Annotated in this window: 16 protein-coding genes; 5 read left to right on the top strand and 11 right to left on the bottom strand. The window is 71.3% G+C overall.

What is annotated here, in order from left to right; all coding sequences use genetic code 11:
• Nucleotides 1-8: 8 nt before the first annotated feature.
• From QSK39_RS26390 to QSK39_RS26375, 4 genes are all read right to left on the bottom strand, one after another.
• Nucleotides 9-902, bottom strand: coding sequence for a TIGR03619 family F420-dependent LLM class oxidoreductase (locus QSK39_RS26390; protein ID WP_285480505.1), 894 nt, complete (start codon nt 900-902; stop codon nt 9-11).
• 79 nt (nt 903-981) lie between these two features.
• Entirely contained in the window at nt 982-1749 is a 768-nt protein-coding gene (locus QSK39_RS26385) for an SDR family oxidoreductase (protein WP_285480504.1), read from the bottom strand.
• 10 nt (nt 1750-1759) lie between these two features.
• Complete coding sequence (locus tag QSK39_RS26380) at nt 1760-2650, bottom strand: NmrA family NAD(P)-binding protein (RefSeq protein WP_285480503.1); 891 nt, start codon at nt 2648-2650, stop codon at nt 1760-1762.
• A 1-nt stretch (nt 2651) separates the two neighbouring features.
• The gene (locus tag QSK39_RS26375; RefSeq protein ID WP_285480502.1) at nt 2652-2951 is read right to left on the bottom strand and encodes a putative quinol monooxygenase; all 300 of its coding nucleotides are present in this window, start codon (nt 2949-2951) and stop codon (nt 2652-2654) included.
• A gap of 93 nt (nt 2952-3044) precedes the next feature.
• On the opposite strand from QSK39_RS26375, the gene QSK39_RS26370 reads away from it, so the two are divergent.
• The 5 genes from QSK39_RS26370 to QSK39_RS26350 all read left to right on the top strand — a co-directional run bounded on the left by QSK39_RS26370 (nt 3045) and on the right by QSK39_RS26350 (nt 7838).
• A complete protein-coding gene (locus tag QSK39_RS26370) occupies nt 3045-3575 on the top strand; it encodes a winged helix-turn-helix transcriptional regulator (RefSeq protein ID WP_285480501.1) in 531 nt (176 codons plus the stop codon).
• 65 nt (nt 3576-3640) lie between these two features.
• Nucleotides 3641-4003 carry a DoxX family protein gene (locus tag QSK39_RS26365; protein WP_285480500.1) on the top strand — a complete coding sequence of 121 codons (363 nt, stop codon included), beginning with the start codon at nt 3641-3643 and terminating at the stop codon, nt 4001-4003.
• The gene (locus QSK39_RS26360; protein WP_285480499.1) at nt 4000-4878 is read left to right on the top strand and encodes an RNA polymerase sigma-70 factor; all 879 of its coding nucleotides are present in this window, start codon (nt 4000-4002) and stop codon (nt 4876-4878) included. Before QSK39_RS26365 ends, QSK39_RS26360 begins: the two co-directional genes overlap by 4 nt.
• A gap of 139 nt (nt 4879-5017) precedes the next feature.
• A complete protein-coding gene (locus QSK39_RS26355; protein WP_285480498.1) occupies nt 5018-5476 on the top strand; it encodes a hypothetical protein in 459 nt (152 codons plus the stop codon).
• A 64-nt stretch (nt 5477-5540) separates the two neighbouring features.
• Nucleotides 5541-7838, top strand: a complete 2298-nt coding sequence (locus QSK39_RS26350; RefSeq protein ID WP_285480497.1) for an ATP-binding protein — start codon at nt 5541-5543, stop codon at nt 7836-7838.
• Here QSK39_RS26350 and QSK39_RS26345 read toward each other — a convergent pair.
• The 7 genes from QSK39_RS26345 to QSK39_RS26315 form a co-directional block, all read right to left on the bottom strand.
• Complete coding sequence (locus tag QSK39_RS26345) at nt 7835-8647, bottom strand: hypothetical protein (protein WP_285480496.1); 813 nt, start codon at nt 8645-8647, stop codon at nt 7835-7837. The genes QSK39_RS26350 and QSK39_RS26345 overlap by 4 nt on opposite strands.
• The gene (locus tag QSK39_RS26340; protein WP_285480495.1) at nt 8644-9273 is read right to left on the bottom strand and encodes a hypothetical protein; all 630 of its coding nucleotides are present in this window, start codon (nt 9271-9273) and stop codon (nt 8644-8646) included. The genes QSK39_RS26345 and QSK39_RS26340 overlap by 4 nt, the downstream gene beginning before the upstream one ends.
• 48 nt (nt 9274-9321) lie before the next feature.
• Nucleotides 9322-10278 (bottom strand): hypothetical protein, encoded by a 957-nt coding sequence (locus QSK39_RS26335; RefSeq protein WP_285480494.1) that lies wholly within the window; start codon nt 10276-10278, stop codon nt 9322-9324.
• A gap of 286 nt (nt 10279-10564) precedes the next feature.
• Nucleotides 10565-11155 (bottom strand): GTP-binding protein, encoded by a 591-nt coding sequence (locus tag QSK39_RS26330; RefSeq protein ID WP_284748705.1) that lies wholly within the window; start codon nt 11153-11155, stop codon nt 10565-10567.
• Nucleotides 11136-11504: a DUF742 domain-containing protein gene (locus tag QSK39_RS26325; protein WP_285480493.1), complete on the bottom strand. Its 369-nt coding sequence runs from the start codon at nt 11502-11504 to the stop codon at nt 11136-11138. Before QSK39_RS26325 ends, QSK39_RS26330 begins: the two co-directional genes overlap by 20 nt.
• A complete protein-coding gene (locus QSK39_RS26320) occupies nt 11501-11926 on the bottom strand; it encodes a roadblock/LC7 domain-containing protein (RefSeq protein WP_257919794.1) in 426 nt (141 codons plus the stop codon). The genes QSK39_RS26325 and QSK39_RS26320 overlap by 4 nt, the downstream gene beginning before the upstream one ends.
• 52 nt (nt 11927-11978) lie before the next feature.
• On the bottom strand, nt 11979-14393 hold the full coding sequence (locus QSK39_RS26315; RefSeq protein WP_285480492.1) for a sensor histidine kinase: 2415 nt from the start codon (nt 14391-14393) through the stop codon (nt 11979-11981).
• Nucleotides 14394-14448 lie beyond the last annotated feature (55 nt).

The following is a 14448-nucleotide window of genomic DNA, read 5'->3' as shown; positions in this document are numbered from 1 at the left end:
GTGGTGGATCAGCCCTTGGCGACCAGGTCCAGCAGCTTGCCGGTGAGGTCGAGGTGCTCGTCCACGCTGCTCGTCAGGTAGGTGATGTCGACGAACGTGTGGTCCGGTTCGAGGGCCGCGACGATCTTCGTCACCGACTCGGCGATGAGCTCCGGTGCGGCGTCCGGCGCGGCGTTCACGCGCAGGGCGGCGCCGATGGCCTTCGGGTCCCGCCCGGCCTGTTCGGCGTCGGCCCGGATCTTGGCCAGGGTGGAGGTGAGCACGTCCGCGGGGAACTGCTCGGGAACCGACCAGACGGGCAGCCAGCCGTCGGCCCGCTCGGCGACGCGGCGCAGCGACTTCTCGCCGAACCCGGCCAGGTGCACCGGCGGCTTGCGCACCGGCTTGAGGTCGACGTGCGACTCGGCGATGGCGTAGCCGACGCCCTCGTGCGCCACGACGTCCTTGGTCCACCAGGTTTCGAGCAGGTCGAGCAGGTCGTCCAGCCGCTTGCCGCGCTCGTTCATCGGAATCCCGACGGCGGTGTACTCGTCGGGCGACCAGCCGATGCCCAGGCCGGGCAGCAGCCGCCCGTTGCTGGCGACGTCGATGCTGGTGAGCAGCCGCGCGAAGTTCGCGGGCTGGTACTGGGTGGCGTTGATGGTGCTGGAGCCGAGGATCGCGGTCTCGGTCACGGCGGCGGCGACGGCCAGCGCGGTGAACGGGTCCTGCGCGGTGTGGAACTCCTCGGGCATGGTGTCGTAACCGGGGTAGGAGACGACGGGAGCGACCGGCGACAGCAGCCGGTCACCGACCCAGAGACTGGCCGCCCCGGCCTTTTCGGCTTCGCGTGCGTACCGCGCGATCCCGCCCGGCGTGGCCGCTGCCTTGCCGAAGACCGGAAGGCTGAACCCCAACTGCATGAATTCTCCCCTGAAGGACGAATGGATCTTCCTGAAGCCAGTAGTACTCCCGTTTAGTTGCTCGTTCAAGTACGTCCGGCTACCAGTCGATCTTCGCGAACAGGAACGGCGCGTCCTCCGGTGCTTCCTTGCGTGCCCGCAAGGCTTTCTCGGCCGGTGCCCCGACCGGCACCCGCAGCGGAGGCGAGGACTGCTCGATCGTCGCAGCCACTGTGACAGCCACTTCCTCGGGTGTCACCACTTCGCCGCGAAGCGCGGAAAGCTGTTCGTACAGCGGGGTGTACGGGTCGTTCTCCCCGAAGAACACGCGAGCGCGTTCGCCGCCGCCCGAAGAAACCGCGCCGGGCTGGACGATGCTCACGTCGACGCCGAAGTGGCCCACCTCGATGGCGAGCGTCTCGGCGAGCGCCTCCAACGCCCACTTGCTGGCCGCGTACGGGCCGATGATCGGCAGCACCAGCCGGCCCTGGATGCTCGAGACGAACACGAGGTGCCCCGAGCCGCGCTCGCGCATCGCCGGGAGCACCGCCTGGGTGACCCGCAGCGCGCCCACCGTGTTGAGCCGGAAGAGCCGTTCGACCTCCTCGAGCGGAACGCTTTCCAGTGGTGCGCGCACGGTTTCGCCGGCGTTGCTGATCAGGACGTCCACCTCGCCGGCGTCCCGGATCGCGGCCTCGACGCTGTCCTGGTCGGTGACGTCGAGGCGCAGCCGCCGGTCGACGGGGAGGTCGGCGAGCACTTCCGGGTTCCGCGCGGTGGCGATCACCCGGTGGCCGCGGCGGGACAGTTCGAGCGCGATGGCGCGGCCGATGCCCTTGGACGCGCCGGTGATGAGTACGGACGACATGGGTTTCTCCTCAGGGAACGAAGTACGGGCCGTTGGTGGTGAAGGTGTCCTTCTGCGCCAGCACGAACTGCTCGACCGACTGCGGTGTCCGGCCGCCGATCCGCTCGACGACGTCGTTGGTGCCGGCGAACACGCCGTTCTGGTAATCGACCGCGACGTTGCCGAGGTGCTGGACGAGGTGCGCGGGCAGCCCGCGCGCGGTCATGGCGGTGGTGAACTCCTCGACGCCGATCGGGTCGTAGCGCACCGGGATGCCGAGTGTGGCGGCCATGATCCCGGCGATCTCGTGGTGGTTCAGCTCGACCGGGCCGTGCAGGGTGTAGGCCGCGCCGTCGTGCGGCTCGGGGTCGGCCAGCACCGCGGCGATCACGTGCGCCTGGTCGGCCGAGGCGATCGGCGCGTGCCGTCCGTCGCCGAAGGGGAGCCGCAGGAGGCCCTCGCCGGCACGCAGTTCCCACCACGTCGTCAGCCACTCCGCGAAGAACGTCGGCCGCAGGTGGGTGGTGAGCAGGCCGGTGCGCTCCAGCACGCGCTCGGCGAGCCAGTGCTGCCGGGCCGCGTTGCTGCGCGCCTCGCGGCGGGCGGAGATCTGCGACATGTCCACGATCGAGCGGACGCCGTTTTCCGTTGCCGCCTGGGCGAAGGTGGCGGTCGCTTCCAGCAGGCCTTCGCGGATCGGGTAGCAGAAGTAGGCGCCGCTGACCCCGCGCAGCGCGGTCGTGACGCCGTCGAGGTCGAGGAAGTCCGCCTGGACGACTTCGGCGCCGGCCGCGGCGAGCGCGTGCGAGCGTTCGTCTTCCCGGCGCACCATGGCCCGGACGTGGTGGCCGCGGGCCAGCAGGAGCTCGGTGGTCGCGCCGCCGGTCTTCCCGGCCGCGCCGGTGACGAGGAAGAGCGCCATCTCAGGCCGCCTCGCCGACGAGGGTGCCGCGCATCAGCCACGTCGGGCCTTCGGCGTAGGTACCGGCTTCGGTGAAGAAGGCCCCGAAGTACGGGCCGCCGGCGTGCGCTTCGAATGCGGCGAGGTCGGCGTAGACCTCGTTGAGGTAGAAGACATCCGGGTTCGCATCGTCGGCGATGACCTCGAACCGGCGGGAGCCGGGTTCGTTCGCGAGGGAGTCGCGTGCGGTCTTCGCGGCCAGGCTGACGAAGTCGTCACGCCGGTCCGGCCGGACCGTGAAGGAGACGAGGAACTGGTACACGGGACCCTCCAGATCGGGAGTTCATTCATTGAACTACGTCACCGTAGCACGATCTGGTTCAATGAACGAACTACCCGGTGTACGCTGGTCGGCATGGCTCTCCCCAGCACCTACGCGGATACCAACTGCTCGCTGGCGCGCTCCCTGGAGGTGGTCGGCGAGCGGTGGACGCTGATGATCGTCCGCGACGCGTTCTTCGGCGTCCGGCGCTTCGGCGACTTCGCCGCCCAGCTCGGGATCCCGCGCGCGGTCCTGACCAGCCGGCTGAAGTCCCTGGTGCAAGAGGACGTCCTGGTCCGGTTGGAGAGCGGCGGTGCCGTCGAGTATCGGCTGACGGAGAAGGGCATCGCGCTGTGGCCGATCGTGCGCGCACTGATGGGCTGGGGCGACGAGTACTACTCCCCGGCCGGGGAGAAGCGCACGACCCGCCACGACGCGGACGGCGGCCGCCTCGACCCGGACGGCCGCTGCACCGAGTGCGGGGCGCTGGTCCCGGTCCCGGAGATCCGCATCGAGCCCGGGCCGGGTTACGAGCCCCAGCCCGGCGGCCCCGACCCGGTCTCGGCCGCGATCAACACGCCGCGCCGGCTGCTGGAGCCACTGCCGGCGCGAACCGCGGTGTGACCCGCGTCATGCCCTGTCACAGCGGCCGGGTACCCGGTGTCTTGAGGCCGACCAAGGGAGACCTCATGAACATCGCACTCTGGATCGCCGCGGGCCTGCTCGCCGTCGTTGCCCTGACCGGGGGCGTGAGCAAGACGTTCGTGCCCCGGGCGAAGCTCGCCGCCACCCCCGGCGGGGAATGGACCGGCGAGCGCAGCGACGGCTTCGTCAAGACGCTCGGCGTCCTCGAACTGCTGGCCGCGGCCGGCCTGATCCTGCCCGCCGCCCTGGGCATCGCGCCCGTCCTGGTGCCGGTCACGGCCGGCTGCTGGATCCTGCTCATGATCGGCGCCATGATCACCCACCTGCGCCACGGCGAGGCGAAGTTCGTCGCGCTGAACCTGACCTACCTCGCCATCGCGGTTTTCATCGCCTGGGGGCGCGCGTGAGTGCCACCGAAGCCTTCGTCGCCCACCGCAACCTGCTCTTCACCGTCGCCTACGAGATGCTCGGCTCGGCGGCCGACGCGGAGGACGTCCTGCAGGAGACGTGGCTGCGGTGGGCCGACATCGACCTCGGGCAGGTGCGTGACCAGCGCGCCTACCTGGTCCGCATCACGACGCGGCTGGCGCTCAACCGGCTGCGCACGGTGAAGCGCCGCCGCGAGGCCTACGTCGGGCCCTGGCTGCCCGAGCCGCTGCTCACCGCGCCCGACGTCGCCGAGAACGTCGAGCTGGCCGAGAGCGTGTCGATGGCGCTCATGCTGGTCCTCGAGACGCTGTCCCCGACCGAGCGCGCCGTCTTCGTGCTGCGCGAGGTCTTCGACTTCGGCTACGACGAGATCGCCGCCGCGGTCGGCAAGACCGCCGCGGCGGTGCGGCAGATCGCGCACCGCGCGCGCAAGCACGTCGACGCCCGCCGGCCGCGCGAGACGGTTTCCGCCCGCGAGACCCGGGCCGTCCTGGAATCGTTCCAGCGGGCGATGGAGACCCGGGACCTGCAGGGCCTGCTCGACGTCCTCGCCCCGGACGTCGTCCTGGTCAGCGACGGCGGCGGCGTGAAGCAGGCGGCCCTGCGCCCGGTCGTGAGCGCGGACAAGGTGGTCCGGTTCATGACCGGCGGAATCGGCCGGACGGAAGCGAAGCTGACCAGCGCGCCCACGATCGTGAACGGCAACCCGGGGCTGGTCCTGCGCCTGGACGGCGAACTGGACGGCGTCATGGCGGTCCGCGTCGAGGACGGCCGCATCACCGGCCTGTACTACGTGCGAAACCCGGAGAAGCTGACTCGCGTCGAGGCGGAGACCCCGCTGACCCTGCACTGAGCGACGCCGGACAGTAGTTCCGCGGGCGCGGCACGTGAGGGCGGACAGGTATGGAGTCAGGTACTTGTACGGGTGTGGTGACGCGCACCCCGGCGCAAGCTGGTCCGGCCCCCGATGACCGCAGGAGGTCGGAAACCCCATGGTGCACGGCCGGTCGCGTCCCCTCCTCCGGGTCGTCGACTCCCCCGCGGACGCCCCGGAGCCGCGACCGGCCACCTCGGGCTCGCGCGAGCGCTACGCCGACCTCGACGACCGGCGGCTGGCCGCCATCCTGGCCGCCGAGGACACCGCCGAAGAGCACGGCCTCAACCCGCACACCCGCAGCACCTGCTACGTGCACCGCTGCTGGGCGCACCAGTGCGTGGGCAACCCGCTGCACGTCCTCGTCGTCACCGGGCACCGGTGGTGCCGCCGCTGCGAGTGCCCGGTCGACGTCGTCGTCGACGAGACGCCGCCCGGGGCGGTGCACCTGTACTGCCCACGCTGCGGCCAGGCCGGCTCCGCGGCCAACCGCGAGGTCCGCCAGGCCTGCCGCACCAGCCTGTCCGCGATGCACGGCGGCGACACGCCCACGCTGTACGGCCTTCCCGACGCCTGAGGCGGTTGCTTCCTCCGAGGGGCTCGCATTGACCGGCCCGCGCGGCCGTCCTTACGGTGCACGGGTGGGGAAGACCGGCGTGACGTGCGGAAGGGGCAACCTGCCCGCGGAGACCACGAGCTTCGTCGGACGCAGGTCCGAGGTGGCCGAGGTCAAGGACCTGCTGACCCGGGCCCGGCTGGTCACCCTGACCGGCGTGGGCGGGGTCGGCAAGACGCGGCTGGCCGTGCAGACCGCCGCCGGGCTGTCCCGGGCGTTCCCCGACGGCGTCTGGCTGGTCGAGCTCGCCGGGCTGCAGGACCCGGCGCTCGTCGCGCACACCGTGCTCGAAGCGCTGGGCGTCCACGACGAAACCGGCCGGGCGCCGGCGCACGTGCTCGCCGAGCACCTGCGGGACCGGCGGCTGTTGGTGGTCCTGGACAACTGCGAGCACGTCCTCGAATCCTGCGCCGCGCTCGCGCACGACCTGCTGCGGGCCGCCCCCGGCCTGCGGCTGCTCGCGACCAGCCGGGAGCGGCTCGCGCTGGCCGCCGAGCACCTCTGGCCGGTGTCCCCGCTGCCCCTGCCGGAACCCGGCCGCCCGCTGCCCGGCGGGGCCTGGCTGCGCTACCCGGCGCTGACGCTGTTCGCCGAACGCGCGGCCGCCGTCGACCCGGGGTTCGCCGTCACCGCGGAGAACCAGGAGCGCGTGGCGCAGGTGTGCCGGCTGCTGGCCGGCATCCCGCTGGCGATCGAGCTGGCGGCCGTGCGGCTGCGGGTGCTGACGCTGGCGGAGCTGGAATCCGGGCTGGGCGACTGCTTCCGGCTGCCCGGGACGGTGAAGCGGGGCGGCGAGCCCCGGCACCAGACGCTGCTGGCCGCCGTCGACTGGAGCTTCCGGCTGTGCACACCGGCCGAGCGGCGCCTGTGGGCCCGGGCGTCGGTGTTCGCCGGCGGCTTCGACCTGCCGGCGGCCGAGCGCGTCTGCGCGGGCGAGGACGTCCGGGCCGGCCTCGCCGGGCTGGTGGAGAAGTCGGTGCTGATCCGCGAAGCCGGGCGGTTCCGGTTGCTGGAGCCGTTGCGGCAGTTCGGCCGGGACAAGCTGGGCGAGTCCGGGGAAGCGGCCGCGGTCCTGCGGGCCATGCGGGACCACTACCTCGACCTGGCGGTGCGCAGCGAACGGGAGTGGTTCGGCCCGGCGCAGGCGGAGACCTTCCGCCGGACCCGCCTGGAGCACGCGAACCTGCGGGCCGCGCTGGACTACTGCCTGACTACGCCCGGCGAGCTCGAAACCGGCCTCCGGCTCGCCTCGACGCTCTGGTTCTACTGGGCGGGCTGCGGGGTGTTCGGCGAAGGCCGCCACTGGCTCGACCGCGCGCTCGCGCTTTCCCCCGCACCGGGCGAGGAACGCGCGAAGGCGTTGTGGGTCAACGGGTACGTCGCGACGTTGCAGGGCGACAACGCCGGTGCGGTCGCGATGCTGGAGGAATGCCGCACCTACGCCCGGCAGACCGGCGACGACGTGGCCATGGCCTACGCGACGCACCGGCTCGGCTGCAACCTGCTGGTCGGCGACGACGTCGGCGACGCGAAGGCGCTCTTCGAGGAAGCGCAGGTCCGCTACCGGAAGCTCGGCGAGCTCAACAGCAACGTGATGCTGGCCGGCATCGAGCTCGCGGTCGCGTTGATCTTCCTGGGCGACCTCGACCGCGCGGGCGAGCTGTGCGAGGAGGCGTGCGCGACCGGCGTCGCCCACGGCGAGCAGTGGGCGCAGGCGTACGCGGTCTTCGTCCAGGCCCTGGTCGCGCTGGGCCGCGGCGACTTCGCCCGGGCGGCCGAATACGGGCGGCACTGCCTGCGCGTCAAGCGGAAGTTCCACGACCTGCTGGGCATCGTGCTGGCGATCGAGGCGCTGGCCTGGACCGAATCGGCCCGCGGCCACTGGGAACCGGCGGCGACGATGCTCGGGTCCGCCCAGCCGATCTGGCAGGCGGTCGGGTTCCCGATGTTCGGGTCGCGGTACTTCGGTGCCCCGCACGGAGAGTGCGAGGCGCAGGCCCGCCGGGGGCTGGGGGAGGGCCCGTTCGACGCGGCCGTCCGCCGCGGCCGCGAGTTCGGGTTGGAGGAAGCGATCGCCTACGCGCTGGGGGACGCGACGCCGTCCCCGGCGCCCGGCCCGTCGCGGTCGACGCCACTGACGGACCGGGAGCAGGAGGTGGCGCTGCTGATCGCGGACGGCCGGTCCAACCAGGAGATCGCGGACAAGCTGGTCATCTCCCGCCGGACGGCCGAGGGCCATGTGAACCGGATCCTCCGCAAGCTGGAGTTCGATTCACGCAGCCAGGTGGCCGCCTGGGCGACGGCGCAGGTCTCCCGGCGCTAGCCGAGGCGTTCGTCCCAGTCGGCGAACGCCGCCACCAGGTCGGCGGGTGCGTCGATCTCCTTCAGCTGCCGCAGCTGGTCGGCGATGTAGTACCGGTACAGCGGAACCAGCCCCGCCGCCAGCTCGGGCCGCAGCTCGTCCGCGTCCAGCGGGTGCCCTTCCCGGACCCGCAAGGCCAGCCGGACCAGCGACCCCGCGGGGGCGTCCGGCCGGGACAGGTACCACTCGATCGCTTCGTCGTTGTTCGCCGCGCGGCCGGAAGCGAGCGTTCCCGAGTACAGGAAGCGGACCGGGAACAGCACCGCCTTCGTGAACCACACGGTGTCCACCAGCAGCCGGCGCGGTTCGCGGAACTCCGCGGTCACCTCGGGGGTCGCCAGGACCGCGATCGCGAACCGGGCGCTCTCCAGCAGCAGCTCCGAAGCCGCCGGGCGGGCGATCTCCGCGAGGACGTCCGAGCCGAGCAGGACCCGGCCGTGGTCGGCCAGCTGCAGGCGGTCCAGCGCCGGGAAGCGGCCGTCGTCGCGGCCTTCGCGCAACGCCGGCAGCGACGCCCAGAACACCGACAGCTTGCGGTGCAACGGACTCCGCTCCTGCAGTGCGGCCGTCGTCTCCGGGATCGACGAGCCGTCGGTCTCCTTCAGCACGAGAGCCAGGTCGATGTCGCTCGCCGCCGGCGCGTACCCGCCGTAGGACAGGCTGCCCAGCAGGTACGCGCCGATCAGGCGCTCTCCCAAGGCTTCCTGGTACGCGCGGGCCGCTTCGGCGGCGACTTCACGAGCGGCCGAAGCCGGGTCGGTCGAGGTCATGCCGCCACCGTAGCGCGGAGGGCGCGCTCGGCGATGCGGTCGGAGACGACGCCGATCACCTGCCACGCCCGGTCGAGCACCTCGACGACGTCCTCGACCGTCCAGTCTTCGCGGCGGCGCAACAGTTCGTAGCCCATCTCGAGGTGCTCGACGTCGGCTTCGTCGTGCAGGTCGAAGTATTCGTCGTCGGGGAACGCCCGCGTCCCCGCCTGGCTGAACACCAGGCTGCCGGCCTCGAGGGCCAGGTGCGCCAGGACCGCGCGCTGCACCCCGGGCAGGGTCGCGAACTGGTCGACGAACCACGACGCGCCCGCTTCGATCACCGGGTCCCAGACCAGCTGCCGGTCGTCCGCGCGGCTGCGGGCCAGGATCTTGTCGTGCCCGATCTCCTCCTCCTGGTGCTCCAGGGCCAGCGCCCGCAGCTCCGGATCGCTCTCGAAGGTGACGCGGGCGCTGATCATCCGCTGGAAGGCGTTCGACCACGGCTGCAGGTAGGTGAGCACGGCCTTCTTCGTCTCGTCGGTGGTGCCCGCGTCGGTCAGCAGCCGGATCAGGTCCGACGTTCCGTACTCCCGTTGCCGCTGCTCGTTGTGGCGGGCTACGCGCTCGACGTCCTGCTTGGTCACGATCGGCTCCTTACCGTGGTGCGACGGGAGATCATCTTTCCGGCGACGTCAATCAAGATCAACAGGAGTGAGGGAGCGGTCGTACACGGGGAACCGGAAGTACGTGGTGACGTCGCCGCGCCGGCCCGCTGTGCGATAGCTCACCAGCTCGAGGATGTTCGTCGTGGACAGCGGTTCCGGCGCCAGCGCCGCGGTGAGGAGGCGGAACCGGCCCGGGTCGACGCCTTCGCGGTGCAGCAACGCGGCGGTGCGCTCCACGGCTTCTTCGTCACCGGAAGCGAGATCGGGCAGGCGCAGGTAGGTCGTGGACTCGGCCGCCCGGTCCGCTCCGGACCGGAACGCGAGGCAGCTCAAGGCCGCCTCGCCGGCGTCTTCGCGGTCACCGGCCAGGATCCGGTAGGCGGCGCGGGCGTCGTCGGCGTCGTGGCGCAGCGCCACCGAGGCGACGCGGTCCACCTCGGCCAGGCCGGCGCCGTGGTTGCGGTAGTAGACCTTGACCCGGGCCTCGGCCTCGTCGGCCACGTCCACCGCGAAGAATTCGATTTCCCGGGCACCTTCGACGGTTTCGACCCGGCGCCGGGTCTCGTCCCACGCCGCCGCCATGCCGAGCCGGGCCATGGCTTCGGCCACGGCCGCCTCGCGCTGGGCGTGCGGCCACGGGTAGAGCCCGAAGTAGGTCTTGTGGACGACCGTCGACGGCGGCCGCCACGCGATGGAGTGCCACAGGGGAGCGGGCGACGGGCGGCCGGCGCGCGGCGTGAAGACCTCCTGCACCCCTTGCAGCCTGCGGGAACCGCTTTCCGCGGGCAGGCCCACGTCGTGGCCGAGGCTGTCGAACAGCACGCGCAGCTCCGGGTGCCGCCCGGACCAGTTCACCGACATCTCGGCCGGGAACCCGTCGTCCGCCACATAGGACGGCTGGGCCGGCGCGGACCCGATCCGCTCGTGCGCCCACGGCGGCAGCAGCGTGCGCAGCATCCGGGTCGTCCGGACCGACTGCGCCACCGGGATCTCGAGCGCTTCACACGCGGTAGCCCAGAGCCCGCACAGAAAGTCACCGAAGAGACGACCCTGAGCCGGGTAGTTTTCCCTTATATATTCAGGAAACTTCGGCACGTGAATCGTCACGTGCGGATGCTATCAGTTTGATGCTTGCTCAACTAAAAAGCTGCACCCAGGTGGTCCAACCAATTGGTCCATGTGGGTTTGCCGGTGTCCGAGGTGGACACGCTCGGACACATCGGACACCGGCGCTGTCCGGACCGGACAGGGAGCGGACAAAGCGCAGGTCTCAGACCCGCACCGGCACCACGGTCATCGCGTGCTTGACCAGCCGGATCAGCGCGAGCTTGCTCGAGTCCCTGTCGCGCGCGTCACACATGACGATCGGCACACGGTCCGGGACCACGAGCGCCTCGCGGATCTCGTCGGCGGTGTAGCGCGGCGCGTTGTCGAAGCAGTTCACCGCGACGACGAACGGGATCTTCCGGCGCTCGAAGAAGTCGATCGCCGCGAAGCTGGTCTCGAGGCGCCGGGTGTCGACGAGCACGATCGTCCCGATCGCCCCGCGCGCGAGGTCGTCCCACATGAACCAGAAGCGCGCCTGCCCCGGCGTCCCGAACAGGTACAGCACGTGCCGCGGCGAGATCGTGATCCGGCCGAAGTCGAGCGCGACCGTCGTGGTGGTCTTGCGCTCCACCCCGGACAGGTCGTCGACCCCGGCGCTCGCTTCCGTGAGCACCTCCTCGGTGGTCAGCGGCGGGATCTCGCTGACCGAACCGACCATGGTGGTCTTGCCGGCGCCGAAGCCGCCCGCGACGATGATCTTGACCGGCGTGGGGACCAGGTCGGCCCCGGTGCCGTCAGTACTTGATGAGGCCATCGAGAACCGCCTGGAGAGTTTCGAGGTCCGGCGACTGCGCCGGGTTGTGGGTGGGGGAGCGCGTGATCACGAGCCCGCGCTCGATCAGGTCGCCGACGAGCACGCGCACGACCCCCAGCGGGATCTTCACGTAGACGGCGATCTCAGCGACCGAGACCGGGTGGCGGCACAGCTTCACGATCGCCTGGTGCTCCGGGCCCAGCCCCGTCGGCTCCTGCTCCGAGCGCAGCGTCATGACCTGCGTCGACAGGTCGAGCCGCGCCGAGTCGCCCGGCGTGCGACCGCTGGTGATCGTGTAGGGCCGGACCAGCGGCCCGGCGGCCTCGTCGTACCAGCCTTCGTCGCTCACGTGGCCTCCCGCAGGATCTGCGCCGCCTCGCGCGGCGCCGACACCATGTAGTCGCCGACCCGTTTGACCAGGCGGCTCATCTCGTAGGCGATCATCTCGACGTCCACGTTGTCCGCGGCCAGCACAGCCAGGCAGGCGCCCGCGCCGGCGGCCGAGACGAACAGGTAGCCGCGTTCCATCTCGATCATGTTCTGCAGGACCGGGCCGCGGTTGAACTGCTTGCTCACCCCCTTGGCCAGGCTCTGCAGGCTGGAGGCGATGGCCGACAGCTGGTCGGAGTCGTCCTTGCTCATGCCGGCCGACTTGCCGATCAGCAGCCCGTCGGCGGACAGCACGATGGCGTTCTGCGCGCCGACCACGCGGTTCACCACGTCGTCGAGCAGCCAGTTGAGATCGGGTTTGGGGTTCCCGTACTCGTTCATGCGTCAGAGACCTTGACTTTCCTCTGTGGACTTTCTGGTGTGCTGTCGCGGACTACGCATCGTCGCGTCCGCCCCGTCCCCGGCGCGTGCCCTTGTGGAACGCCGCGAGCGTGCGCGCGGTCCCCTCTCCGGGCGCGACGACGTCGTCGCTTTCGTCGGGTTCGGTTTCGAGCTGGGCGACGAGGTTCTGCTGGGGCTCGCGCCGGGGCAGCCGCGGCCGGTCGTCGACCGCCGGACTCTGCCCGGCGGGGCCGCCGGTGGGGGCCGCCGGCGCCGGATCCACGGCCGCCGGCGGAGCGGCCGGCACGGCGGGCAGCGGGTCGGGCGGGGTGAGCGCGCGTGCCGGGTACGGCCTCGGCTTGGCGTCTCGCTTCATCGGGATCTGGCCGGTGAACGAGCTGGGCGTGTCCATGGAACCGAGTGAGCTTTCTGCCTGCGGCGCGGGTGCGCCCACCGGGGCGAGGACCGCGGTGGTCTCCGCCGGGGAGGCACCGGGCTCGGCGGGGAGGCTCTCCTGCTGGCCGGCCAGGTGCTGGGTCGGGATCAGCACGGTGGCCCGGAGGCCGCCGTAGCGGGACGGGTCGAAGGTGACGGTCATGCCGAGCTTCGCCGCCAGGCGCGCGACCACGAACAGGCCGAGGCTGGAGTCGGCCCGCAGCGCCATCGCGTCGAATTCGGGCGCCTCGGCCATCATCGCGTTGGCCCACTCGCGGACGCCGTCCTTCATGCCGAGCCCCTGGTCCGACACGTCGACGACGATCCCGCGCGCGACCGCGCGGCTGGTGACCTCGACCGGGGACCCGGGCGGCGAGAACGACGTCGCGTTGTCGACCAGCTCGGCGACGAGGTGGATCGTGTCGGCCACCGCGGCGCCGAGGATCGCGACGTCGGGCACCTGCTCGACCTGGACCCGCGCGTACTGCTCGGTTTCCGAGACGGCCGCGCGCAGGACCTCCATCAGCGCCACCGGCTTGCGCCAGCGGCGGCCCGGCTGCTTGCCGCCGAGGATGATCAGGTTCTCGGTGGTGCGCCGCGCCCGGGCGGCGAGGTGGTCGAGCTGGAACAGCGAGGCCAGCTGCGTCGAGTTGTCCTCGCGGGCTTCCATCTCGTCGAGGATCTGCAGCTGCTGGTGGACCAGGACCTGGTTGCGGTGCGCGATGCCGAGGAACACGTTGTGCACACCGCTGCGGGCCTTCGCCTCGCTCGCCGCCGCGTTGACGGCGGTCAGCTGGGCGGTGTTGAAGGCCTCGGCCACCTGGCCGATCTCGTCGCGGCCGTGGTCGAGCTGCGGGAGCTCTTCCTTCAGGTCGACGGCTTCGCCGTTCTTCAGCCGCGCCACGATGTCCGGCAGGCGGTTGCGGGCGAGGTCGAGCGAGTCGTTGCGCAGCCGGGCGAGGCGGGTCATCAGGGCGCGGTCGACGAGCGAGCGGGACACCCGCACCGCGACGATGATCGCCGCCAGCGACGCGAGCAGCGCCAGGATGCTGCCGATGATCACGTTGCGCAGCTGGGCGTCACCGGAGTCGATCGCGGCTGCGGAAACCTTGTCCGCCTGGGTGATGGCGAGGTCGTTGAGCCCCTGGGCGACCTGGTTCGTCGCGTTCAGCCAGTCCGTTTCGGACACGGGCACGGAGTTCTGCTCGCTGGGCGACCACGGGCCGTGCTTGACGATCCCCACCTCGGCGGTGGCCAGCTGCTGCCAGGCGGTGCTCTTGGCCAGCGCCTGGTACTTGGTGCGGACGCTCGGGTCGAGGAACGGCTCGATCTGCGCCAGCTGCGTCCGGTAGGTCCCGGACAGCTGCGCGAACTGGGCGAAGTCCTCCGGCGCGAAGGTGCCGGCCGAGAAGGCCGTCGAGACGAGCGACGTCTCACGCGACATGGCGTCCCCGGCGCGGAAGACCGAGGTCGCCGTGATGCCACCGGTCGCGGCGTCGGCGTCGGGCACGACGCGGGCCTGGGTGTCGAAGAGGTTGGACGCCGTGTCCATCACGCCGTTGTAGTAGTTGTTGACCTGGCCGCGGTCGATGCTGCGGAAGCTGATCTGCGAGCGCAGCACGGGCAGCTGGTCGAACTGGGACTTCAGGGCGTTGACCTTGGCCGCGATCTCGTCCGGCGCGTTGGAGATCGTCGCGGCGAACGCGTCCTGGAGGGCGCCGAGCTTTTCGTCGGTCGCCTTCTGCTGTTGCTGCAGGCGCCCCGGGCCGAGCGCCGGGTCGTCGAGGTACTGCAGCGCGGTCTGGCGTTCCTTCTGGAACTCGGCCAGCGCGGTGGCGGCGGGGATGGACACCTCGCGCACGGAGGCCGCGACCAGCCGGACGTAAACGCCGTTGAAGAGGAAGTAGGAGGAGACCGCGATCCACAGCACCAGCAGGGTCACGCTGGGAATGAGAACGGTCCTGGTCAGCCTTTTGCGGATCGACTTGTCGTACGGCTTGTCCGACTCGTCCTGAGCGTCTTTGTTCTGCACGGCGGTTCACGAACTCCTGAGTGACGGTCGGCGATAAACGGGGACCCGGACGAGG

This window comes from Amycolatopsis sp. NBRC 101858, from assembly GCF_030269325.1.
Lineage (GTDB): Bacteria > Actinomycetota > Actinomycetes > Mycobacteriales > Pseudonocardiaceae > Amycolatopsis > Amycolatopsis ponsaeliensis.
This window is presented reverse-complemented; position numbering and strand designations above follow the sequence as displayed.